This is a genomic window from Empedobacter sp. UBA1574, from assembly GCF_002322895.1.
GTDB classification, from domain to species: domain Bacteria; phylum Bacteroidota; class Bacteroidia; order Flavobacteriales; family Weeksellaceae; genus Empedobacter; species Empedobacter falsenii_B.
The window spans coordinates 1-23,124 of record NZ_DCOI01000031.1 but is presented as its reverse complement, the minus strand read 5'-3'; the positions used below and the strand labels follow the sequence as shown (position 1 = coordinate 23,124).

The 23,124-nt window shown below is 31.3% G+C and carries 22 protein-coding genes; 11 read left to right on the top strand and 11 right to left on the bottom strand.

Annotated features, from left to right (window positions below):
* Positions 1-53: 53 nt before the first annotated feature.
* The 3 genes from B3578_RS09475 to B3578_RS09465 form a co-directional block, all read right to left on the bottom strand.
* Positions 54-782, bottom strand: coding sequence for a hypothetical protein (locus B3578_RS09475; RefSeq protein WP_125350194.1), 729 nt, complete (start codon positions 780-782; stop codon positions 54-56).
* Between the two features lie 72 nt (positions 783-854).
* Entirely contained in the window at positions 855-2,900 is a 2,046-nt protein-coding gene (locus B3578_RS09470; RefSeq protein ID WP_291048141.1) for a M16 family metallopeptidase, read from the bottom strand.
* Between the two features lie 14 nt (positions 2,901-2,914).
* Positions 2,915-4,237: a M16 family metallopeptidase gene (locus B3578_RS09465; protein WP_219035009.1), complete on the bottom strand. Its 1,323-nt coding sequence runs from the start codon at positions 4,235-4,237 to the stop codon at positions 2,915-2,917.
* Positions 4,238-4,456: 219 nt separating this feature from the next.
* On the opposite strand from B3578_RS09465, the gene B3578_RS09460 reads away from it, so the two are divergent.
* From B3578_RS09460 to B3578_RS09445, 4 genes are all read left to right on the top strand, one after another.
* A complete protein-coding gene (locus B3578_RS09460) occupies positions 4,457-5,260 on the top strand; it encodes a sulfite exporter TauE/SafE family protein (protein WP_219035008.1) in 804 nt (267 codons plus the stop codon).
* 8 nt (positions 5,261-5,268) lie between these two features.
* Entirely contained in the window at positions 5,269-5,856 is a 588-nt protein-coding gene (locus B3578_RS09455; protein WP_286496266.1) for a methyltransferase domain-containing protein, read from the top strand.
* A 137-nt stretch (positions 5,857-5,993) separates the two neighbouring features.
* Positions 5,994-7,433: an MBL fold metallo-hydrolase gene (locus B3578_RS09450; protein ID WP_291048136.1), complete on the top strand. Its 1,440-nt coding sequence runs from the start codon at positions 5,994-5,996 to the stop codon at positions 7,431-7,433.
* Positions 7,434-7,511: 78 nt separating this feature from the next.
* Positions 7,512-8,024, top strand: a complete 513-nt coding sequence (locus B3578_RS09445) for a hypothetical protein (protein WP_180906231.1) — start codon at positions 7,512-7,514, stop codon at positions 8,022-8,024.
* Positions 8,025-8,039: 15 nt separating this feature from the next.
* Here B3578_RS09445 and B3578_RS09440 read toward each other — a convergent pair whose 3' ends face one another.
* On the bottom strand, positions 8,040-9,281 hold the full coding sequence (locus tag B3578_RS09440; RefSeq protein WP_219035006.1) for a glycosyltransferase: 1,242 nt from the start codon (positions 9,279-9,281) through the stop codon (positions 8,040-8,042).
* 99 nt (positions 9,282-9,380) lie between these two features.
* Here B3578_RS09440 and B3578_RS09435 point away from each other — a divergent pair, with 99 nt between their 5' ends.
* Together B3578_RS09435 and B3578_RS09430 are read left to right on the top strand one after the other, a co-directional pair.
* Positions 9,381-9,782, top strand: coding sequence for a hypothetical protein (locus tag B3578_RS09435; RefSeq protein WP_219035005.1), 402 nt, complete (start codon positions 9,381-9,383; stop codon positions 9,780-9,782).
* A gap of 70 nt (positions 9,783-9,852) precedes the next feature.
* Positions 9,853-10,434, top strand: a complete 582-nt coding sequence (locus B3578_RS09430) for a tRNA-(ms[2]io[6]A)-hydroxylase (protein ID WP_115001228.1) — start codon at positions 9,853-9,855, stop codon at positions 10,432-10,434.
* Between the two features lie 45 nt (positions 10,435-10,479).
* Here the strand turns inward: B3578_RS09430 and B3578_RS09425 are convergent, their stop codons facing one another.
* Positions 10,480-10,860: a hypothetical protein gene (locus tag B3578_RS09425; protein ID WP_286496269.1), complete on the bottom strand. Its 381-nt coding sequence runs from the start codon at positions 10,858-10,860 to the stop codon at positions 10,480-10,482.
* 5 nt (positions 10,861-10,865) lie between these two features.
* Complete coding sequence (locus tag B3578_RS09420; protein WP_280037384.1) at positions 10,866-11,510, bottom strand: MgtC/SapB family protein; 645 nt, start codon at positions 11,508-11,510, stop codon at positions 10,866-10,868.
* 106 nt (positions 11,511-11,616) lie between these two features.
* Here B3578_RS09420 and B3578_RS09415 point away from each other — a divergent pair, with 106 nt between their 5' ends.
* Together B3578_RS09415 and B3578_RS09410 are read left to right on the top strand one after the other, a co-directional pair.
* Entirely contained in the window at positions 11,617-12,639 is a 1,023-nt protein-coding gene (locus tag B3578_RS09415; RefSeq protein WP_219035004.1) for an LLM class flavin-dependent oxidoreductase, read from the top strand.
* Between the two features lie 79 nt (positions 12,640-12,718).
* Positions 12,719-13,384 (top strand): DUF2490 domain-containing protein, encoded by a 666-nt coding sequence (locus B3578_RS09410; RefSeq protein WP_291048124.1) that lies wholly within the window; start codon positions 12,719-12,721, stop codon positions 13,382-13,384.
* Between the two features lie 188 nt (positions 13,385-13,572).
* Here the strand turns inward: B3578_RS09410 and B3578_RS09405 are convergent, their stop codons facing one another.
* From B3578_RS09405 to B3578_RS09385, 5 genes are all read right to left on the bottom strand, one after another.
* Positions 13,573-14,127, bottom strand: a complete 555-nt coding sequence (locus B3578_RS09405; protein WP_291048121.1) for a biliverdin-producing heme oxygenase — start codon at positions 14,125-14,127, stop codon at positions 13,573-13,575.
* Complete coding sequence (locus tag B3578_RS09400) at positions 14,117-16,312, bottom strand: ATP-binding protein (RefSeq protein ID WP_291048119.1); 2,196 nt, start codon at positions 16,310-16,312, stop codon at positions 14,117-14,119. Before B3578_RS09400 ends, B3578_RS09405 begins: the two co-directional genes overlap by 11 nt.
* Before the next feature lie 46 nt (positions 16,313-16,358).
* Positions 16,359-17,060, bottom strand: coding sequence for a hypothetical protein (locus B3578_RS09395; RefSeq protein ID WP_291048116.1), 702 nt, complete (start codon positions 17,058-17,060; stop codon positions 16,359-16,361).
* Between the two features lie 178 nt (positions 17,061-17,238).
* Positions 17,239-19,125: a S9 family peptidase gene (locus B3578_RS09390; RefSeq protein WP_291048113.1), complete on the bottom strand. Its 1,887-nt coding sequence runs from the start codon at positions 19,123-19,125 to the stop codon at positions 17,239-17,241.
* Positions 19,126-19,310: 185 nt separating this feature from the next.
* Positions 19,311-20,150 (bottom strand): hypothetical protein, encoded by an 840-nt coding sequence (locus tag B3578_RS09385; RefSeq protein WP_260509658.1) that lies wholly within the window; start codon positions 20,148-20,150, stop codon positions 19,311-19,313.
* Between the two features lie 189 nt (positions 20,151-20,339).
* Between B3578_RS09385 and B3578_RS09380 the strand changes: the two genes are divergently transcribed.
* From B3578_RS09380 to B3578_RS09370, 3 genes are all read left to right on the top strand, one after another.
* Positions 20,340-20,699 carry a hypothetical protein gene (locus B3578_RS09380; protein ID WP_125350206.1) on the top strand — a complete coding sequence of 120 codons (360 nt, stop codon included), beginning with the start codon at positions 20,340-20,342 and terminating at the stop codon, positions 20,697-20,699.
* Positions 20,700-20,802: 103 nt separating this feature from the next.
* Complete coding sequence (locus B3578_RS09375) at positions 20,803-22,347, top strand: SulP family inorganic anion transporter (RefSeq protein ID WP_038333625.1); 1,545 nt, start codon at positions 20,803-20,805, stop codon at positions 22,345-22,347.
* A 50-nt stretch (positions 22,348-22,397) separates the two neighbouring features.
* The gene (locus B3578_RS09370; RefSeq protein ID WP_280051755.1) at positions 22,398-23,033 is read left to right on the top strand and encodes a carbonic anhydrase; all 636 of its coding nucleotides are present in this window, start codon (positions 22,398-22,400) and stop codon (positions 23,031-23,033) included.
* The last annotated feature ends 91 nt before the right edge of the window (positions 23,034-23,124 follow it).

Here is a 23,124-nt window from a genome sequence, read left to right as displayed (position 1 = left end):
TTTTGATTAAAATTTTCTCAAAAATAAGATTTATTCATTTTTAAAAATAATTTTCAGTTATTAATCTCAAGTTTTTCTGCTCTTTTTCTACGATATTCAAGCATACGTTGGTCTATAATTTCTTGAAATTCTTCTTTAGTTACCTCATTTTTTGCGTTAAGTGGTTTTATTTCTTTTAAAGGATTTGTTTCAATTCGTTTTAAAATTAAATTGTTTCCTCCATTAAAGTTTGCTTTAACAATAATTCCTTTCAAACCCATCAATCCAAAAGGCGCAATATTATCAGAATATGTTTCGTCAACCCAAATAGTTGTAGTAATAATTTTATCCTCTTTTAATCCTTTATCTTTACGTTTTGTATTATATTTCTTGGTAAGAACTCCGTTTATTTCTTCTGTTTCGTTCAAATCAATCCAGTATAAATCATCAAACTTTGAAGTCACAAGATATTCTTTATTCATTAGATTTTTTTTATTCGATATAAATTGATTTTTATAATCATAATAAAACATACCATTTGCTCTTACAAAAATTTGTACCATATCAATTTCTAAAGTTTGGGAATTATTCAACTTTTCAATCGGAACAAACAAAGCTTGCTCTCCGTTATACGTATAAATATATTCAACAGGATTCGAAGTTGATTTTATCAAATCAAAAGATTTTGACGATTTAAATTCTACATCAGAACTTAACTCATAAATAAAAGTATTACCTTTTGGTAACTGTGCAAAACACAAACTTGAAATCAAGATTATAATTAGAAAAAAGTATTTATTCATAATAGTCACATAAAAAAGACAATCCGAAAAATACGAATTGCCTTTTAATTTGAAAAATATTTAAAAGAATTGTTATTTAAAATCTGCGTCAGAAACGTTTTTATTAATTTCTGTTGCATCGATAATAATTTTGATCGTTTGTGGACCAGTTTCTGTTATCATTTCAGAAGGCATTAATATTCCATCAAACGTTTTATATCCTTTGTTAATTGTCGTTGCAATCATATCACCTTGTGGAGATTTCATTTTTTGCTCAGATTTCATTAACAAACCAGTTTTTACATCATAAAAATCTGTACGAGAAATATCTGCAGCAACAACTTTGTAATATTCAACTCCGTTTTCAGAAACGATTCCTTCTACTTTAGCCGTTTTATACCCTTCTGACAAAGGCGTAAATAATGAATTTGTCTTAAACAAAGGAGCTGTCATATCTGCTGGTAAATCCATTTTTTGACCTGCTTGAGACATATAACCTTTTTGACCATCAAAAACTTGTTTAATAGTCATTCCCATAATCGTGAATTCAGTTGCAGTTTTATTAGGTGTTGCATTTTTTATGACATAGTCTCCACTCATTCCCATTGTCTCTATTTTTCCTTTTTGAGCAATCGATTTTACAGCTTTCACTTTATCCGCGCCACCAATAGCTTTGAAATAATTATCTGTGATTTGAGCGACAGTAACTGTTGTAGTTTTTGCACCAGATGTTGGTTTATCAGTTTTATTTCCGAAAGAATCGTAGTAATTAACTGGATAACCTAACTTTTCTAAAGCTGGAGCAATTTGCTCTAATTTCCCTGTTACATTGATTTTTGCTTGATCTGGACGGAAATATTTTTTCGAAACACGTAAAACATCATCAATTGTTACTGCATTTATATTTTTGATATAATCTGCATAAAAACTATCTGATAATTGATTTGTCTTTTTCGTTAAAGCTTGGTTAGCAACCGTAGAAGGACTTTCTAAAGTCAAAATAAAGTTTCCTAAGAATTTCGCTTTTACATCGTCCAACATTTTTTGGTCGATTTTATTTACCGTCATTCCTTTGATTTCTTTCATCGTCTCAACGATTGCAGAATCCGTCACTTCGTTACGAACAGTTGCATTTGTACTGAAACGTCCAATGTAACGAGAATCAGAAACTCCACCACGTGCACCATATGTCCAACCATGCGCTTCACGAAGATTCATATTCAATTTCGAATTAAAATCTCCTCCTAAAATAGACGACGCAATTAACGCTGCATAATAATCTGGATCTTTCTTCGTCAACTGAACTGGATACGAAACTGAAACCACAGATTGCACTGCATTAGGCATATTAATCGCGTTTAATTCCGTTTTTGTAACCTCTTCTACTTTTGGAAATGCTGGAATATTTAATTTTCCTGCTTGCCAAGAATCAAAGTTTTTCTCCGCCAATGCTTTTACATCTTTTGTCGAAATATCTCCAACAACAATCAAATAAGCATTGTTTGGTTTGTAGTAGGTATTGTAGTAATCCTTCACATCTTGCAATGTAATTTTCTCAATTTGGGCTGGTGTATCAAATTCTGAGAAAGGATTATTTTTTCCATAAACTAATATATTCGAAACGCGAGATGCTGCTGCTTCTACAGATTTTTCATTCGACTTTAAACCTTCGATGTAACGTTTTTTAACATCAGCAAATTCACTTTCAGTAAAGTTTGGATTCATAGCTCCATCAGCCATATAACCAAAAATCTCGTTAAAATACTTAGTTAAAGAACTTGCAGAAGCTCCTTCTTCCCAAAAATTAACGCGAGCTCCTAAAAACTCAATACGTTTATTGAAATCATCTTTCGATTTTGTTTTTGTTCCTGTTCCCAACATTTCGCCCAACAAAGACTCTGCTCCTTTTTTTGCACCTAATGCATATGGAGGATTATCGATTGTTAATGTAGCAGAAACTCGTGGTAATTTATGATTTTCAACAACGATAACTGTTAAACCATTTTTTAATTTGAATTCGTTCGATTTTCCTAAATTAACCGTCGGTGCTGGACCTGGTTTTGGCATTGGAATCGCCACTTGCGCATTTAAGCTAACTGCCATAAAAGCGATTGCAAGAGATAATATTTTTGTTTTCATAATTCGGTTGTTTTTTATTTTGCAGCTTTTTTAGATTCTGGTAAATAATGAATAATTACACGTTGGTTTTTGTTTAGATACTTTTTAGCAACATTGCGAATATCTTCTCTTGTTACAGATTGATAAACTTTCAATTCTTCGTTGATTTTATTTGTATCTCCGCCCAACATATAAGCATCCGCTAAAGCATGTGCAATGTTTTGAACACCCGATTTTGAAGCCACAAAACTATTTTCAATTCCATTTAAGATTTTTTGGTAATCTTCTTCAGAAATCAAATTTGTTTGAACTTTTTCTATATCTTGTTGTAAATCTCCTTCTAATTTATCCAAAGAAACTTCTCCTTGAGGTAAAATTCCGATTGAATAAATTCCGTAATCTTCCATTTGACGATTGAAAGCAAATATTTGTAATGCTTCTTTTTTCTCGTCAACATATTTTTTATATAAAACTGATGATTTTCCACCTGTTAAATAGCTTGATAACATTTCTAATGCATAAGCATCTTTTGATTTGTTATCTGGCGTACGATAATTAATCGCCAATAAAGGAATCTGAATATTTGCATCATATTCTGTTGCACGAATTTCTGATGTAATTGGATCTTCCTTCTCAACAGTTTTCACAACATCTTTTCCTCTTGGAATTACACCAAAATATTTCTCAATTAATTTCTTTGCTTCGTCTTTATTAAAATCACCCGCAACAACTAATACAGCATTATTTGGCACATAAAAAGTTTGACTAAAGTGTTTGAAATCGTCTAATTTTGCATTACTCAAATCCTCAAAAGAACCAATTACACTCCAACGGTAAGGATGTTTTTTGAAAACATGAGGATTAACCGCTTCTCCGTACGAAAATTTACCATAAGGTTGATTGTCTAAACGAGAACGTTTTTCTTCTTTTACAACTTCTTTTTGTGTATCGACGCCAATTTGATTGATGATTGGTTGACGCAAACGATCAGATTCCATCCATAATCCTAATTCTAAATTATTTGATGGAAAAGTTTCGTAATAATATGTTCTGTCCGTTGTTGTATTCGCATTGTTAGAACCTCCATGAGAAGAAACAATTTTGAACCATTCACCTCTCTTAATATTCTCTGTTCCTTCAAATAATAAATGCTCAAAAAAGTGTGCAAAACCTGTTTTACCAACTTGCTCATCTTTCGAACCTACGTGATACATAACACCTGTTGTAATAACTGGAGCAGAATTATCTTGATGAAGGATAACATGCAATCCGTTTGCTAGAGTATACTCATCAAATTTTATTTGCTGACCAAATAATGCTGATCCTGCAAATAAGATAGACATAAAAATTTTCTTCATTTAGTATTTTTTAAGTTTTTATCTATTATGCTTATGTAACATTAGTAGCAGTTTTTTTGAAAATGTTACACCAAATTTGCATAATAATTAAAAAAAGTAAAATAATACACGTCTATTGATTTAGTAGGCATTTGTATTAATTTACAACAATATTTCATAATATACCTATAGTAATTGTTATTGTATTTGCTATAGATTTGTAAAAATCGAGAGAAAAAAATGGATTTTATAGAGTTTTTTGGTTTTGTAGGTGCCTTCTTCATCGGACTAATTATGGGAGTTCTTGGTGGTGGTGGATCTATTTTAGCCGTTCCTATTTTAGCGTATATTTTTCATTTCGACGAAAAAATTGCTACTGCTTATTCATTATGCATCGTTGGATCGACAGGATTGATTGGAGGAATAAAGCAAGCTTCGCAAAAAATGGTTGATTGGAAAGTCGTTTTTCAATTTGGATTACCAGCTGTTGTTGGAATTACATTGGTTCGTGCATTTTTAATTCCTGCCCTGCCAAGTAATTTATTTTCTATAGGCGATTTTATCGTCACACGTCGAATGGCAATGTTTGGTTTATTCGCTATTCTGATGGTTTTCGCAGCTATTTCTATGTTAAAAGGGAAGAAAGAAGAACAAATTAATCAGAAAAATGATAAGCTAAATCCTCTTTTATTAATTCAAGGATTTTTAATCGGAGGATTAACAGGAATGGTTGGTGCTGGCGGTGGTTTTTTGATTGTTCCGGCATTAATGATGGTTGCAAAATTAGATATGAAAAGAGCTTCGGCAACTTCGTTGGTAATTATTGCCATCAATTCACTTATCGGATTTTTTATTGGTGATGCTTTACACATCAAAATTGATTGGAGTTTTTTGAGTGTTTTCATTGGAATTTCTATGGTTGGAATTCTTGTCGGAACCTACATCAACAAATTTTTACCAGTACAATTTCTAAAACGAACATTTGCAATCTTCATTATTTTAATGGCAATTTTTATGTTCATCGAAGAATTTATAATTCAATAATTTAAAGTATGGAACTGAACGAAAATTTTTGGAACGATAAATACATCACAAATCAAACTGGTTGGGATTTAAAAGCTCCTTCTACTCCACTAAAAGAGTATATCGATCAATTGGAAGATAAAAATATCAGAATTCTGATTCCAGGTTGTGGAAATGCTTACGAAGCAGAATATCTTTTGGAACAAGGTTTTACGAATATTACATTGATTGATATTTCGGAAATTGTAGTCGAAAAAATCAAAGAAAAATTTAAACATAATCCCAATATCAAAGTTCTTCATCAAGATTTTTTTGAGTTAGATGGTGAATTTGATTTGATTTTAGAACAAACTTTTTTCTGTGCATTAGATCCAAAATTACGTCAAAGCTATAGTATCAAAATGAATGAACTGCTAACCGAAAACGGAAAATTAGTTGGTGTATTATTCAACAGAGAATTCGGAAATGAAACGCCTCCTTTTGGAGGTGATAAAACTGAATATCAGACGTATTTCAATGATTATTTTGATTTCAAAGTCATGGAAAATTGTTACAATTCTATTCCGCCAAGAGCTAAAACCGAATTATTTATTAATCTAAAAAAGATTGCCAAATAACCTATGATTTCATTCATAAATTTTAAGTTAACTATCAATCTTATTTGAGTTTAAATAGAAGAAAAGTATCAGAATTCATCCATCAGAGGAAAATTCTAAATTTAAATATTTGTATTTTTACACACTAAATCATTCTTATGAAAATTGAACAAATTTACACCGGATGTCTTGCGCAAGGTGCTTATTATATAGAAAGCAATGGTGAAGTTGCAATTATTGATCCGTTGAGAGAAACACAATCTTACATCGATCAAGCGACAAAAGACAATGCAAAAATCAAATACATTTTCGAAACGCATTTTCATGCAGATTTCGTTTCAGGACATGTAGATTTGGCGCAAAAAACTGGTGCTACAATTATTTATGGTCCAACTGCGGAACCAAATTTTGATACACATATCGCAACTGATGGCGAAGTTTTTTCTTTAGGAAATATAACTATTACAGCTTTACACACACCAGGTCATACCATGGAGAGTACAACGTATTTATTGAAAGATGAAAACGGTAAAGATTATGCAATTTTTACAGGAGATACTTTATTTATTGGTGATGTTGGTCGTCCAGATTTAGCTCAAAAATTAAATACAGACTTAACGCAAGAAAAATTAGCTGGTTATTTATTTGATTCTTTACGAAACAAAATTATGCCTTTAGCTAATGATATTATCGTATATCCTGCACACGGAGCGGGTTCTGCTTGTGGAAAAAACATGAGTAAAGAAACTTTTGATTCGCTAGGACATCAAAAAGAAGTGAATTATGCTTTGAATCCTTCTATGACAAAAGAGGAATTTATTACTGAATTAACTTCAGGATTAATGCCTCCTCCATTCTATTTTCCAGAAAATGTAATGATGAACAAATTGGGTGTTGAATCTTTGGATGTAGTGAAAGAACGTGCGAATAAAGCTTTATTTCCAGACGAATTTATGCAAGTTGCGGAAGATACAAATGCGTTAATTTTAGATGTTCGCGATCCTCAAACTTTTGCAGCTGGATTTATTCCAAACTCCATCAATATTGGAATTAAAGGAAATTTTGCACCTTGGGTTGGTACATTAATCACAGATATCAAACAACCAATTTTGTTAATTGCAGAAATTGGTGAAGAAGAGGAAGCGGTAACACGTTTGGCTCGTGTCGGATATGACAATGTAATCGGATTTTTGAACAATGGTTTCCAAGCTTGGGTTGAGGCTGAAAAAGATTTCGATGAAATTGTTTCGGTTTCTCCAGAAGAGTTTGTAGAGTTAGTTGATGAAACTGAATTAAAAGTTTTGGACGTTCGTAAGCCAGGTGAATATGAAACTTCTCACGTAGAAGGTGCAATTACAGCTCCTTTAGATTTCATCAATGAATCTATGAAATTAATCGATCCTGAAGAAACCTATTTAGTACATTGTGCAGGAGGATATCGTTCAATGATTTTCTCTTCAATTTTACGCGCTCGTGGTTACGAAAATTTGATTGACGTTGCTGGAGGTTTTGGTAAAATAAAAGAAGTTGAAGGTGTTAAAATTGTAGAAGGAACTTCGCCTTGTCAATCAGGAAATAATTCTTGTTCAACGAAATAAACAATTTATTTTAAATAATAACGTTATAGCCTTGGGATAATCAAGGCTTTTTTTATATTCGTCATCTAAATTCATCCAATGAAAAAATTGTTATTCATCGCCTCTCTTTTTACATGTATTACCGCTTTTGCTCAACAGAAAATACATGGAGCTGAATCGTTTGCGTTAACTATTCCAAAAGATTTTCAACGTACAGTTGGGTTAAATGATTATGCAACTATTCAATTTGAAAGTCTTGCTCCAAAGCCGAATTCGTATGGATTTGTGATTTTTGAACACAAAGATGAATTAAAATTGGCAGATTCTAATTTGGATATGATTGATTATACGCTAAATTCTATCGAGCCATATAAAACACAAAAAGGGTTTAATTATATCAAAAAACCTTATGTTGCCTACGAACAGGGATTCAATTATGCTTATACCGAATTTGAAACAAATGATCCCGAATCTGGACATATTTATTTCTTGCAAACTGTAATCGAAACGAAAGAATTTGTCTATCAGATTTTACAATATTGCAGTTTCGAAAATCAAGAAATAATGAAAAGCGATTTTGTCAAAATTGTAAATAGCTTCAAAGTAGAATAATCAACAAAAACCACCCTATTTCGAAAGGTTTTTGTTTTTCTGTTCAATCCAAAGTGACATATATTTTGTACTTTGATGATGATGATGTTGCAAAATTTGACCAATAAAATTTTGATTTCGATGTTGGATTAAATTTGCTTCAATCGATTTAATTTTCTCTAAAAAATCAGCTTCAAATTTATTTTTATTGTAATTCTCGTTCAGAATTTTGATTCCATTTTGTTGAGCAATTTCCCACTCTTTCTCATTATTGTAAAGCAAAATAGCTTTCTCCACAAACGCTTCAAAATCATCTTCTACAAAACCATTCCAATCAAAATTATCTTTCATTGCTTCTGCTCCAATCGTAGTCGTAACCGAAGGAGTTCCAGTTTGCATTGCATCCACAAACTTTCCTTTTACACCAGCGCCAAAATTAATCGGCGCCAACAAAACTTTGTAATTTGACATCGTTTCTTGCGCATTTTCTGCTCTACTTTTGATCAAAAATCGTTCGGAAGGATTATTTAATTGCAAAACTTTTTGCGTTGCATAAGCACCATAAATATGTAATTCAGCTTTCGGAAGTTTCTTTCTCAAAATTGGCCAAATTTCTTTTTTTAAGGTCTGAACACAATTAAAATTAGGTTCATGAATAAAATTTCCGATAAACATAAAATATTCTCTTTCTTCAAAACTTTTCCAAGAATTAATTTTTTCTTCTGTAATTTCATTTTCTAAAAAAGGCAAATAATACAAGATTTTTTCATCAATTTTAAATTGATTTTGTAGAATTTCTATTTCCTTTTTCGAAATCATCAACGATAAATCACAGCGTAAAATAGACGCTATTTCTCGTTTTGCTAAATCAGAAAACAATAAATCTTCTGTAAATTCTATTCCTTTTTTAGCTGCTTCTTGTCGCGCATTTCGTAGAAAATGTAAATCTTCTGTGTCCAAAATTTTCAATGCATTTGGACATTCTTTCGAAACTCGCCAACCATATTGTTCTTCAATCATAAAACGATCAAAAAGAACAATTTCAGGATTTAATTGTTTAATAAAATTATCAAAACTTTCATCATTTAACTGAATTACAACTTCTTTTATTCCTTTCAAAATCAAATCAAAACTATAATCAGATTTTGAAGCAGCGCAGGCAAAAGTTATCTCAAATTCAGCTTTTTGGAAACAATCAATTAACTGAATCATTCGAGTTCCTGCCGCAGAAGAAGTTGGTTCTGGCCAAACTTGACCAATGATTAAAAGTTTTTTCATCCCACAAAATTACACTTTCTGTTTCTTAATTGGAAGATTAAATATTATACACCCAATTTGGCTTATTTTAATGTAAATTTGCAGCTAAAATTATATAAAATGTCTTATCAAACTGTTTTTGAAGAATTTTTCGGGCAAGTAAAATCAAGTATCAAAGAAGGAACTTTTGCAAAACTTACAATGGCCAAAACTATTGGAGATACTGATCTTAAAAATATATTTGTTCGTTTACATCTTTTAGAAAATAATGAGTACAATTTTGCCTTCACATTTCGTTATAAAACCGAAGAAGTTGAGCAATTTCATAGTGTTGAACAGACTTTTTTAATTTTGAGTTCTTACATCAAAAATCCATTTACAAATGCTTTATTATTTACAACTGAAAAAGATTTGATTTTTAAAGTGAACAAAAAAAATGCAGCAAGTTTGACGGAACAAGCACCAACTTTCAAACATGCATCGGATGTGATATTAGAAATGATTGAAAAGAAAATCATTTAATAGACGATTTTTCACATTCAATCTTTAAACAATATAATTTCGTAAATTTGGACTTAATATTTTTCGAAAAATGCTTGGATTAAAACTTTTGACAGACCCACGTTGGGCTGATATTGCGGAAAGAAATTTAGAAGAAATTTTAACAGATCATGCGTGGTGTGAACAAAAAGCGGCGACAAACGCGATTACCATGATTGCGTATAATTCTGAACATGACGAATTTATTCAGGAAATGTCGGATATTGCAATCGAAGAAATGCAACATTTCAAAATGGTTGTAGAAATTATCGAGCGTCGTGGATACAAATTAGGTCGCGAGCGAAAAGATGATTATGTTGGTCAATTGATGAAATTTTGTAAAAAAGATGGTTCTCGAAATATGGCTTTTGTTGATCGTCTATTATTTGCAGCGATGATTGAAGCAAGAAGTTGTGAGCGTTTCAGAACATTATCTCAAAATATAAACGACGAAGAATTAGCAAAGTTTTACTATGATTTGATGGTTTCGGAAGCGAATCATTACACAACTTTCTTAAATTTTGCTCGAAAACTTTCAACTGATGTTGATGTGGACAAACGTTGGAAAGAATGGTTGGATTTTGAAGGAAATTTGATTCAATCTTACGGAAATAAAGAAGCTATACACGGATAGAATTTAGATAATAAAAAAGTGAAATCAAGATTTGATTTCACTTTTTTATTCGACATAAATCAATCGACAAGGAACGTCCAAATCTTCCGTCAAATAATAACTACAACACAAGCGATGATAACCATCTGCAATGATTAATTCGTTCGCAGATCTTACCAACAAAATTGGAGAAAGCTTTTTATTTGCTTTTATTTTTTTGAAATTCTCTTGAACATGTCTATTTTCCAAAGGAAGCAAACTCAATTTACTCGCTCTAAAAATATCTTTGGATTTCTTGATGATTGTTTCGGCTTTCGATAATTTATTTGTAAGTGAAGTAGCTATTTCAGGCTTAAAAATTAATTCCAAATAATCTTGCGCAGCAGGAAAATCGTGATCTTCCGGTTCATCTAACCAAATATTTTTGTCATCTGTTAGGTTTTTCATGCTAATTAAAATTGATAGGTTTTTATAATTTTATCATCTAATAATTGCTTCATCAACATTTTATGTTGTTTACTTTTACCTCTAACCAACCAAGTTGTAGAAACATTTCCATCTGTAGCATGTTGCTTAGCAACCGAAAATTTTAAATCAAATTTTTTAAATAATGTTTGACAATATTCATATTCCTCTTTCGACTTTGTCAGAATTGTATAATATTTAATTTTATGGTAATCATCAATATAATTTTGAAGATAAGTTAATCCAACCAAAATAATCAAAACGATAACACTTCCCAATAAACCTAAATAAACATACCCCGCTCCAATACACATTCCCAACGATGCAGTCGCCCAAATAGTAGTTGCGGTCGTAATCCCTGCAACTTTATTATCGTCCTTAAAAATTACTCCGGCTCCTAAAAATCCAATTCCCGTAATGATATTTGCAGCCAATCGATCAGGATTTCCTACTCCAATTCGGATCGAAAGAATTGTAAACAAACAGGAACCAAAACTAACTAAAATGAATGTTCGTAAACCGGCAGATTTGTTGCGATATTCTCTTTCCGTACCGATCAAAACGCCAATTATAATCGATATACAAATTAAAATCAATTCATTTTGAATCGATTTCGCTAAAAATTCTTCCATAACAGAATATATAACATTAAATATACAAATTTGATCTTTTATTAACTATCCTATATCAATTTAAATCTAAAATTCTATACGTAAATTTGACTAAATCTAAAATAGTATGGAATTAGGAATAGGAATGTTTGGCGATCTACATATTGATCCTAAAACTGGTTATACACAAACTCCTCAACAACGTATGAGTGAGATTATAGAAGAAGTAAAATTAATGGACGAAATTGGATTAGATTTCTTTGGAATTGGAGAACATCATCGTCCTGATTACGCAGTTTCTTCTCCAGAAATTATTTTGGCTGCTTTGTCTACAGTTACAAAAAATATTAAGTTGGGAAGTGCCGTTTCTGTCATCAGTTCTACAGATCCCGTAAAGTTGTATCAAGATTTTGCTAGTGTTGACAATTTATCGAATGGTCGTGCTGAAATTATGGCTGGACGCGGTTCATTCATCGAATCTTTTCCTCTTTTCGGTTATGATTTAAACGATTACGATGCTCTTTTTGATGAAAAACTTCGTTTACTTTTAGATTTAAATAAAAACGAAGTAATCAATTGGCGCGGAAAATTTAGAATGCCAATTATTAATCAAAGTGTTTATCCAAAGCCTGTGCAAGAAAAACTACCTATTTGGATTGCTGTTGGCGGAACAAAATCATCAATTGTACGTGCTGCAACATTAGGTTTACCTATTATTTTCGCGATTATTGGAGGCAATCCTGCTGATTTTAACTATCTGTTCGAAATTTATAAACAAGTTTATATCGAAAATGGTCATGATATTAAAACGATGCAAATTGGCGTTCACATGCACTCTTTTTTTGGAGAAGATAGCGAAAAAATTGCAGAAGAATATTTTCCAATTTATGGTGCACAAATGAATAGAATTGGAGCAAGTAGAGGTTGGCCAAAATATACAAAACCACAGTTTGACTATGGACGTTCTACAAATGGACATTTGATTGTTGGAGACGCTTCTTTAGCGGTTGATCGTATTTTGAAATATCAGGAAATGTTTGGTTTAACTCGTTTTTCTGCACACATGGACGTGGGAGCGCCAAATCACTTGGATATGATGAAATCTATCGAAATTTTTGGAAAAGATATTCTACCAAAAGTGAAAATGTAACAAAATAAATTTAATTTATAATGACAAAAGACACGATTCGTTTTCGTGTCTTTTTTTATTTTTCGTTAAAATTGAATGAATGAAGAAAATATTAGCCTGTTTTATTGTTTTAGCCAACTTCGGTGTGCATGCACAAGAAAGTAATTTTAGAACTTGGAATACCTTAAATATCAATCAAAAAATCAATAAAGATTTTAATTTTCAGTCGGATATACAATATCGTTCGTACGAAGATTTAGATCAGTTACAACAACTTTTGATTCGTGGAGGAATTGGTTACAACTTAACCGAAAATAACAATACAATTTTAGCTGGTTACGCCTACATTCAAAACAGAACTACTACTGCTACAGACGATTATGCTCATAGTCACGAACATCGTTTGTATCAACAATTCAATACAAAACATGCTTTACAACGTTTTAATTTCGCGCATCGCTTTCGTGTCGAAGAACGCTTTTTAGAAAATGATACACAATTTAGATTTCGTTATCAATTGACTGCAACTGTTCCGCTAAATAATGCCAAATTAATCGAAAACACGTGGTATTTGAAAGCGTATGATGAGATTTTTCTACAAGCTGTAAAAGATAAAACGTTTGATAGAAATCGACTTGGTTTAAGCTTTGGTTACGTTATTTCGCCAACTTTTAGTTTAGAAGCTGGTTATATGTTACAAAGTCTTAAAGCATCTCATACCGATCATTTGATGATTGGATTGACAGTTAATAATCTGATAAAATAGTCTTATCTTGGTTAGGATAATTTACACTTGATTATATGAAAGTCAAGCTAAATGGAAAAACAAAAGTAAAATGCACTATTTTTATTAATTACTAATATAATTAATCTAATCAATAATTTTAATTACTTCATAAAAAAATAAGACCTCTTTAGTCGAAACTAAAGAGGTCTTATTTAAAAATATTTTTTCTAAGCAAAACTTATCAAATCTTCGTAGGCTTTTTTTGCCCCTTCAAAAACTTGTTGTTGCTCTTCTTCAGTTGTAAATTCTTGATTAATATAACCAATAAAAGTTTTCCAGATTTGACCAAGGTTTTCGCCGTAATGTCCAAAATAATTGAAACTTTTATTCTCTAAAAAAGGATACTTTTTCAGTGTTTTTGCAATTACATTTCCGCCAAGCATAGAACCTTCTATCACATACAAAGCTCCAATTGCTTCGGCTCTATTTCGAAGCTCGAATTGTTTTGGTACATTCAATTCTTCTAAACCTAACTCATTGATATCTTGTTCAATCAAAGACAATTTATTCAATTTTGTCAACGTTAAATTTTTTAAATCTTTGTCATTCAAAAATTGTTTGATAGAATCTTCATAAGATTTTAGAAAAATATGATTAACCTGCAACATTTTATAGTAATTTTTATCTGTAAATGTGCTGTTAAACAATTTATTCGACTCTAATTTATCTTCAATTTCTTTGTGATAAACCGCTGTTTTTTCTTTTAAATAATCAGATAGCATTCGTTAGATTTTTTTTAAATGTTAATATAAAAGTTGTTCCTTCTCCTACTCTACTCTCAAAAGATATACCACCATTCATTCTATCCATCATTCTATGCGCAATCGAAAGTCCAACTCCGTTTCCAGAAATGTTTCCAGTGTTAGACATTCTGCTAAATAGCTTGAACATTTTATTATAATCTTCTTCTTTTATACCAATTCCGTTATCTTTTATTTTGAAGATAACTTCTTTATTATTGATTTCAGATGATATTTCAATCTTTGGATGTTTTGCTTGAGAGGAATATTTTATTGCATTACCAATAATATTCAGAAAAACCTCATAAAACATCGTTTTATCTCCCAAAACATTATGTATTTCTTCTACAACAACTTCAGTATTGTTAATTTTATAATACAACAAAACATCGTGTATAATCTTTTCTATGATTGGCTTTGTTTCGATTGTAGACAATACAATTTCTGATTTTTTAGCTTTACTCAACGCCAAAAGATCCTGCATCATTTGTGTCATTCGATCAATTTCTTCAATAACACTTTTTAATCGATCATTTTTAATTTCATCATCTTTCAAACTTCGTTGAAGCGTCTGACAATTCAATTTCATCACCGATAATGGTGTACGTAAATCATGAGAAACTGTATAGGTAAACGAGTCTAATTCGTCATTTATTTCTTTTAATTGTTCATATAAACTATGAATTTTGAAAGACTGTAAATGAAGTGTTTCTATAATTAACTTAATCACTTCTTTCGCAACATATTTCTCCTTATCTAACCAAATAAACGATTTATTCTTAATGTTCTCTTGCCAAATTTTGAAAGAAGTTCGAGGAGAAAAACTGTGTATTTCATCACCATTTATAACATCTACATTTTTAATTTTACTTGGTTCTCCAGCCCAATTTAAGGTTTGAACTTGTTCTTTTTTGAACCAAATAATAAAATGTTCGTAAGTTTGATTTAGAAAACAAAACATTACACCAGCCGAACTTGGACTAAGCCTAAGCTCTTGTCCATAATCTAGATAAAAAGTATTCGAGGTAAATAAACGTGCTGAGTTTCTTTTAAATGCCCATTCTTTTATTCTCAAAATTTCTTCTTTATCTGGCGTTTCGCCTTCTACAAAAACATCGTCAAAATTAACCAATGCAATTCCATCTGCCTTTGTAAGATTAAGAACCTCTTTTAGATTATTGTTCATTGATTGCTGAAGATTTTCTTCTGTTAAAAGATTCTCTTTCAATTTAATCGCTGTTTCGTTAAAATGATTTTGGAACTTTAATCGTTCAGTTGATTTAAAATTCACATAAGTCAACCTTGCTTGACGCGTCAATAATTCGGTTTGCAAACGAACTTGATTTGGAATAAATTTTGGCTTGGAATTCTGACATGCTACAATTCCCCACAATTTTTCGTTAATTACAATAGAAATAGAGAAACTTGCTTCACAATTAGCATTGCGTAAATACTGTAGATGTATTGGAGAAAGTGCTCTAACAGAAGAGTACATCAAGTTTATTTTTTGATAATTCTCATTACCAATTAAAATGATTCTTTTACTGTCTACATCTGCAACCAAACGGCTTTTTTTCTCTAGATACAGTTGACGTGCTTGTTTAGGAATATCAAATTCGGGAAAACGCAAACCCATATAAGAACCTAATCCCTTATCAATTTCTTCCGCTATAACAACGCCACTACCATCTTCCAAAAATTTATACAACATTACTCTCTCGTAATGAATCAAGCTCTTGATAGATGAAATTAACAAATCCCAAGTTAAGCTTATAGACTTAGAGTACAGAATTTGTTCAGAAAAATTATAATAGGCTAATCTATTTTCTAAAATAATTAATTCTTCTAACTCTAAATAAATCAATTCATCAAAATGATAAACTGTTAAATGATAGGTTTTTGAATTAACTTTTGTATTAGTTCGGTAAAATTCACCTTGTTCTAAATTCAAAACCTCATCAAAATCAAGCTCAAAATCATGAAGTTGATTAATATGTTGGCTTAATATCTTTTCGGTAGAAATTTCAAATAATTCATCAATATTTTGAGAAAAAAATTCAATTTGATGCGAATTTTTATGAATTCCTATCAAATATCCAAAAGGTTGAATTTCGTTGAGAAACTGAATTTCTTCGTCTTCACAATTTTTGATGATTTGGTTGGTCATATAAATGGTTTAGGAGTAATTATGAATCTAAGTTAAAATTTATTTTTTAATCTTCTTGCCTTTTAATTTTCAGATTATAATTTTCCAACTCTAATTCATCGGTATCCACTAATTCGAAATCACTAAAATGAGTTAAACTTTTCTCAAAAAATGCTGTAACTTTTTCTTTTTCTAACGATGGGTGAACCTTGATTCCGTTGAATTTTATGTTCTTCATATAGACATAAAAATCGTAATCAAAATCGGTTTCTCCTAAATACGTATTAGCAATTTTCCCTTTCCATTTGATATCAAAAACACCAAATTCTTCTGTATCTAGAAACGTAATTTCGTGCTGTGCAACCGTGTCATTTCCTAACATCGAAATACCAAAAGCAAGGTTTTCAGGTTCGTCCAAATTCACTGGAAGTGAATCAATTTCGAATGTTTTTCTATTCAGTTGATTAAAATCTAATTGTGCTTCGTTTTCAATCTTTATTCCTTTGTTGTTCCAATATGTACTCGAGATGATTGCGTGATCATAATTAATCCAAAGTTGCTTTTCGGCATTCTCTTGAGAAATGTCATCTATTTCATCCAAATCATCTTTATATTCTTCTTCTTCGTCATAATTATCTGACTCTAAATGAAGATCCATCCAAAGGTCAAAATTTTCATCAAGGCGAGCACTCCAAACAAAATCTATTACTTTGTGTCCGTTTGTAAATGGGCTATTCGAAAAATATATTTTGTTATTATCCTTACTCATAAATTGGGTTTTGACTTATGTTTTTGAATTTACAACGATTATTCTACTCTACAAAATTTAAAAAAATAATTGGTTCGTTTATTAGATATTGTCATTGATTTTCAAAGAAATAAAAAAAGTGCAATTTCTATAGAAATTGCACTTTTAAATTATAGTTATGATTTATAAATCAATTGAATTACAAGGTTTCTTTTAACCATTTGAAAAATTCTGTATGCCAAATCACAGAATTTTGTGGTTTTAATACCCAGTGATTTTCTTCAGGGAAATAAATAAAACGAGATTTGATTCCTTTCAATTGTAAAATTTGATAAGCCTCTTGCCCTTGTCCCATTGGCACACGATAATCATGACCTCCAACATAAATTAACATTGGCGTATTCCATTTATTTACTAATTCTGTACTACTTGGATCAAATTTAGAGTACGTTTTTTGCGCAGCTTTGTTATTTGTTTCCCACCAAGCGCCACCAGCGTCCCAGTTTGTAAAGAAAATTTCTTCTGTAGTTCCGTACATCGATTTCAAATCGAAAACACCATTATGTGCAATAAAAGATTTGAAACGACCTTCGTGAATACCTGCTAAATAATAAACAGAATATCCTCCGTAAGATGCACCAACAGCACCACGACGATCTTTATCTACATAATATTCCTTCGAGATATCATCAATCGCAGCCAAATAATCTTGCATTACTTGTCCTCCCCAATCTTTAGAAATTTGCTCATTCCACTCTACTCCATGACCTGGCATTCCACGACGGTTTGGCGCAATTACAATATACCCTTGTGCTGCCATTAATTGGAAATTCCAACGAGGAGAATAAAATTGAGTTAAAGCAGATTGTGGTCCACCTTGACAATACAATAAAGTTGGGTATTTTTTATTCGGATCGAAATTTGGCGGATAAATTACCCATGCAAACATTTCTTTTCCGTCTGTTGTTTTAATTTTACGTGCTTTTACATCACTCAACGCAATATTATCGAAGATATCTTTGTTTTCGTTTGTTAATTGAGTTAATGCTCCAGATTTCAAATCAACTACATAAATTTCTGCAGCGTGATTGATATCTGTTTTTGTAACAATTGCTTTATTACCAACAATTTCTTTGATGTCTGCAATGTCAAAATCACCTTTTGTAATTTGTTTGATAAAAGGCATTTTTCTCATTTTGAAGTTTACATCAACCTCAAATAATTGAATTGTTCCTCCTACTGGTGCATTGAAATAAATTTTGTTACCATCATTGCTCCATTTATAACCTTGTACGGTTCCGTCCCAATGTTTTGTAATATTCATTTCGATATCACCACGACGAACGATTAAGTCATTTTTATCTGCCTCGTAACCATCGCGCTCCATGCTCAAAAACGCAAAATCTCCTTGAGAAGAAAAACTTGGTGTATTGTCATAACCCATTTTTCCTTCCGTGATATTTTTCGTCGTTTTCGTTGCTAAATCGTATTGATAAATATCTGTATTTGTGCTTAATGCGTAATCTGTTCCGAATTTCTTCTTAGAAACATACAAAACTTTTGTTCCATCTGGCGTCCAAACAAATTCTGAAACAGAATATGGTTCGTCTTTTAAAACATCAATTTTAGTTGAACCTTCTTTATTTTCTGACACAAATAAATGATCGTAATTTCCATCATTCCAAGTATCCCAATGTCTGTAATTTAATTCATTATAAATCTGCACATTCGATTTGTCCATTTCTGGATAATAATCAGAACCAAAAACCTTTTGTAATTTAACTTTATCAGTTTCTGCTTTATATTGTTGAGATTTATTCAACGATTCATCAGCCAAAAGCGTTTTATAATCTTCGATTTCCGAAGCTTTTCCTCCTGCCAACGAAATCATATATGTTTTCGATGTGTCTTCTTGTGTTTTTACGTTAGTAGAAGTTACTTTATAAATCAGATTTTTTTGATCTTTCGTTACTCCAACTGGAGCTACTTTTTTTACTTGCCAAAGAAGTTCTGGCGTCATTACTTTTTGTCCCATTGCTGTTGTCGATATCAAGATACTTGCGACTAATACAGAAAATCTATTCATGTTAATTTCAAATCTAAATAATTGTAAAAGTAACAATTCTTTATGGAGAAAGGTAAAATTTATAATTAAAAAAAGACATCATCCAGTACAAATTGTACTTAAATGATGTCTCCGCTAATAATTTTTTTCAAATCGTCTAATCGATTCTTAAAATTAGGCTATATATTTTATATTAAACTACTTAATTAAAAGTTTAACTTATTTTTATGAGTAAAAACTGGAATAATTGCTCCAAAAACTAAGTTTTGTTGGGAGAACACAATATCCTGTTTTGCTTTATCAGCTTTGTTTGCAGTTGTACGAATATCACTCAAGTTAGCATATCCACCCTTTAATTCGGCCTGTACAAAGAAATAATCCCAAAAAGTAAAGTTAATCCCAACCATTGCAGCTGTTGCAAAACCTGCTAAGTGAAACTCATCATAACGTTCATTACCCATCAATTTTACGTTAGAACGTGGATATAAAATCCCTGCTCCCAAACCAGCTGTTACGTTAACATCGATTCCTTTTCCATTTTTTGTGATTGGGAAATGTTGAATATTATCAAAACGACGAACCTCTAAATTAGCATAGTTCAAACCATCTGTATGCTCAAACGTTAAGAAATCTTCTGTTAATTTTTGATCGACATTATTATATGTTCCATCGTAATCTGAACCTGTATTGATGTGACCATTCATTTTTACAACTTGATCTTGATCCATCACATATTTCATGTGGTCAATCCCGAAAGAGATATTCCAATTATCCGAAACAAAGTAACCTAAACGGAAGTTATATTGCGGAATCGTCATAGAACTTGGATTGAAATACTTGATTCCAAAGGAAGTTTGACGGTCATGAGCTGCTACATTATCCAACGTAAAATCGTATCCATCTCCTTTGAACTGAATATCTGATTTTGTATACTGCGCGTGATTCCAACCCCAATAAATATAAAATTTACCTTTATTATTTTTTCCTTGCCCGAAAGTAGTTGCAACCAAAGCAACTAAAAACATTACACTTATATACTTTCTCAAAATTTAACTTTTTGCAAATCTATTCTTAAAAAAATTGAGTAAAAATGATTTATGATATCAATTTTATATCTAGACAATATTTAAAATCAATAAACATTGTTAAGCGTCATAAAATAAAATGATAAATATTTATTAAAAATGATATCCTCTATTTTGTAATTAAAAATTAAAATATATTTTTGTGACATAATGAAAGACTACCTGATAAAACATAGCATCGGAATTTTTTTCACGCTTCTTTTGGTGTTCAGTACGAACATGCAAGGGTTGGCGGGCTATATGGATTATCAGATGAGATTGGAGCAGCAAGACGAAAAAGATTCTTCTGACAATGATCAAAAAGCTTTGTTTTCTCAAACTTCAACTGAAGAAGAAAATAATCAGAAAAATTCTTCGAGCGAAATTACAGAAAAAATACATTATTTCCACGAAATAAAATTGTTTACATTTTTTAATGTGAAACAAATTACATATTCGGATTTTCATCATTCTAATGCATATGCATCTTTAGATAATGGTGTGACAACTCCACCTCCTGAATTAGTTTAATTTTTTAATTGATTTTTTGCATCATCCTATTCAAATCTATTGAATGGATAGCAAATTTATTTTTATCATTTCAAATTATTAAATAATTCATTTTAAAACTATTATGAATCTTTTTCAAAATTGGAAAAAGGACATACCTGCGAGTATTGTTGTCTTTTTCGTAGCATTGCCTTTATGTTTAGGTGTTGCGTTGGCCAGTGGTGCGCCTTTATTTGCCGGAATTATTGCGGGAATTGTAGGAGGAATTGTTGTTGGTCTTATTTCTAAATCTCAAATTGGTGTTTCTGGTCCTGCGGCTGGTTTGGTCGTTATTGTATTAACTGCTATTACAGATTTGGGTGCTTACGAACTATTTTTAGTCGCGGTTGTTATCGCCGGAATTTTTCAAATATTACTAGGTATTCTAAAAGCCGGAGTTATTGGTTATTACTTTCCATCTTCGGTGATTAAAGGAATGTTATGTGCGATTGGTATTTCAATTTTCTTGAAACAAATTCCATTAGCGTTAGGCTATACAGAAACATTTAGTTTTAGTAATTTTAGTTTAGATTTTATCACGCCAGGAGCCATTATTATTACAGCAATCTCTTTATTTATCTTGATTGTTTGGGATAATATTTTAGGAAAAAAATCAAACTTTTTCAAATTATTACCAGGATCATTAGTAGCTGTATTAGTAGGTATTTTGTACCAAGTTACAATTGGTGATACCAACCACGAAGTATTTTCTATCGACCACAATTTATTAGTAAAAGTTCCTGTTCCTGAAAGTGTTTCAGATTTCTTAGGACAATTTACTATGCCCGATTTCGCCTCTGGATTAACAAATCCTATGGTTTGGCAAGTTGCATTTACCATCGCAATTGTAGCGTCATTAGAGACTTTATTATCTGTAGAAGCAACTGATAAATTAGATCCTTTAAAGCGTCAAACACCTACAAATCGAGAATTGATTGCACAAGGTGTCGGAAACTCTTTAGCTGGTTTAATTGGAGGTTTACCTGTTACGCAAGTTATTGTACGTTCATCTGCAAATGCAATGAGTGGCGGGCTTACAAAACTTTCTACAATTACGCACGGTGTTTTATTATTAGTGAGTGTGATCTCTATTCCAATGTTTTTAAATTTAATTCCAAATGCGGTTTTAGCTTCTATTCTATTGGTTATTGGATACAAATTAGGTAATCCGAAACAATTCTTGGATATGAAAAAATTAGGAAAAGATCAGTTAATTCCGTTCGCAGTAACAGTTATTGCAATTTTGGCAACAGATTTATTAAAAGGTATCATCATTGGTCTTATTGTTGGTGTAGTGGTTTCGTTAATCAAATCTTACAATAACTCGCACGTAATGTTGGTAAAAGAAGGAAATGTTTTCCATATGAATTTTGCTGAGGAGGTAACGTTTGTAAACCGCGGTGCAATTGTAAAAGAATTAGATGGTTTGAAACCTGGTTCTAATCTTGAATTAGATGTTAGAAAAACTCGTATTCTAGATTATGATATTATCGAATATTTAGATGAATTTAAAGTAAAAGCAAAAAATAATAATATTAATATTCGACTAATTTCCGAACGTGGAACAGTAGATAATCCTCCATCGTTTAGAGAATTCTTTGGTTACGTTTTAGTAGCTGGAGCGCATTAATCTGTAAAAAACATATAAAAATTAAAACACACACAATAAAATTAAATATAATGAAAGCACATACATCAGAAACTCAAGCAACAACAACTCCAGATAAAGCGTTAGAATTTTTAAAAGAAGGAAATGCAAGATTTGTTCAAAATTTAAAAGCGAACAGAGATTTACTTTCACAAGTGAATGACACAAGAGAGGGACAATGGCCGTTTGCGGTTGTTTTAAGCTGTATTGATAGCCGTACTTCTGCGGAACTTATTTTCGATCAAGGTTTAGGAGATATTTTTAGTGTACGAATTGCTGGTAATTTCGTTAATCAAGATATTTTAGGTTCGATGGAATTCGGAACAAATGTGGCTGGCTCTAAATTGATTGTTGTCTTAGGACACTCTAAATGTGGCGCTTTGAAAGGCGGATTAGACGCTGAAGCAATTCACAAAACTGGAATGAATAATTTGTGTCATTTGGTTGATCATTTCAATCCAATTATCGACGAAATTATAAAAGATGGTGAAGAACGTTCTTCTAAAAATGCAGATTTATTAGAAAGATTAAATCACCAAAACGTTATACAAACAATAGAAGATATTCGTAACCAAAGTACAACCTTGAATACCTTAGAAAAAGAAGGGAAAATCAAGATAATAGGTGCAAACTACTGTGTAGATTCAGGCGTTGTAACTTGGTTATAAAACAATTAATTCTTTAGATATTTTTTAGTAATGTAAAAGCCACTCTGCGAGTGGCTTTTGTTATTTAATTGGCAATATCCAAAAAACTGTG

Coding starts and splice junctions, on each gene's coding strand:
- B3578_RS09375 (WP_038333625.1), top strand. CDS start 20,803: ATGAATCTTTTTCAAAATTGGAAAAAGGACATACCTGCGAGTATTGTT.
- B3578_RS09425 (WP_286496269.1), bottom strand. CDS start 10,860: ATGAAAAACCTAACAGATGACAAAAATATTTGGTTAGATGAACCGGAA.
- B3578_RS09440 (WP_219035006.1), bottom strand. CDS start 9,281: ATGAAAAAACTTTTAATCATTGGTCAAGTTTGGCCAGAACCAACTTCT.
- B3578_RS09380 (WP_125350206.1), top strand. CDS start 20,340: ATGAAAGACTACCTGATAAAACATAGCATCGGAATTTTTTTCACGCTT.
- B3578_RS09415 (WP_219035004.1), top strand. CDS start 11,617: ATGGAATTAGGAATAGGAATGTTTGGCGATCTACATATTGATCCTAAA.
- B3578_RS09450 (WP_291048136.1), top strand. CDS start 5,994: ATGAAAATTGAACAAATTTACACCGGATGTCTTGCGCAAGGTGCTTAT.
- B3578_RS09445 (WP_180906231.1), top strand. CDS start 7,512: ATGAAAAAATTGTTATTCATCGCCTCTCTTTTTACATGTATTACCGCT.
- B3578_RS09455 (WP_286496266.1), top strand. CDS start 5,269: ATGGAACTGAACGAAAATTTTTGGAACGATAAATACATCACAAATCAA.
- B3578_RS09390 (WP_291048113.1), bottom strand. CDS start 19,125: ATGAATAGATTTTCTGTATTAGTCGCAAGTATCTTGATATCGACAACA.
- B3578_RS09435 (WP_219035005.1), top strand. CDS start 9,381: ATGTCTTATCAAACTGTTTTTGAAGAATTTTTCGGGCAAGTAAAATCA.
- B3578_RS09420 (WP_280037384.1), bottom strand. CDS start 11,510: ATGGAAGAATTTTTAGCGAAATCGATTCAAAATGAATTGATTTTAATT.
- B3578_RS09370 (WP_280051755.1), top strand. CDS start 22,398: ATGAAAGCACATACATCAGAAACTCAAGCAACAACAACTCCAGATAAA.
- B3578_RS09395 (WP_291048116.1), bottom strand. CDS start 17,060: ATGAGTAAGGATAATAACAAAATATATTTTTCGAATAGCCCATTTACA.
- B3578_RS09470 (WP_291048141.1), bottom strand. CDS start 2,900: ATGAAAACAAAAATATTATCTCTTGCAATCGCTTTTATGGCAGTTAGC.
- B3578_RS09460 (WP_219035008.1), top strand. CDS start 4,457: ATGGATTTTATAGAGTTTTTTGGTTTTGTAGGTGCCTTCTTCATCGGA.
- B3578_RS09430 (WP_115001228.1), top strand. CDS start 9,853: ATGCTTGGATTAAAACTTTTGACAGACCCACGTTGGGCTGATATTGCG.
- B3578_RS09400 (WP_291048119.1), bottom strand. CDS start 16,312: ATGACCAACCAAATCATCAAAAATTGTGAAGACGAAGAAATTCAGTTT.
- B3578_RS09465 (WP_219035009.1), bottom strand. CDS start 4,237: ATGAAGAAAATTTTTATGTCTATCTTATTTGCAGGATCAGCATTATTT.
- B3578_RS09410 (WP_291048124.1), top strand. CDS start 12,719: ATGAAGAAAATATTAGCCTGTTTTATTGTTTTAGCCAACTTCGGTGTG.
- B3578_RS09405 (WP_291048121.1), bottom strand. CDS start 14,127: ATGCTATCTGATTATTTAAAAGAAAAAACAGCGGTTTATCACAAAGAA.
- B3578_RS09475 (WP_125350194.1), bottom strand. CDS start 782: ATGAATAAATACTTTTTTCTAATTATAATCTTGATTTCAAGTTTGTGT.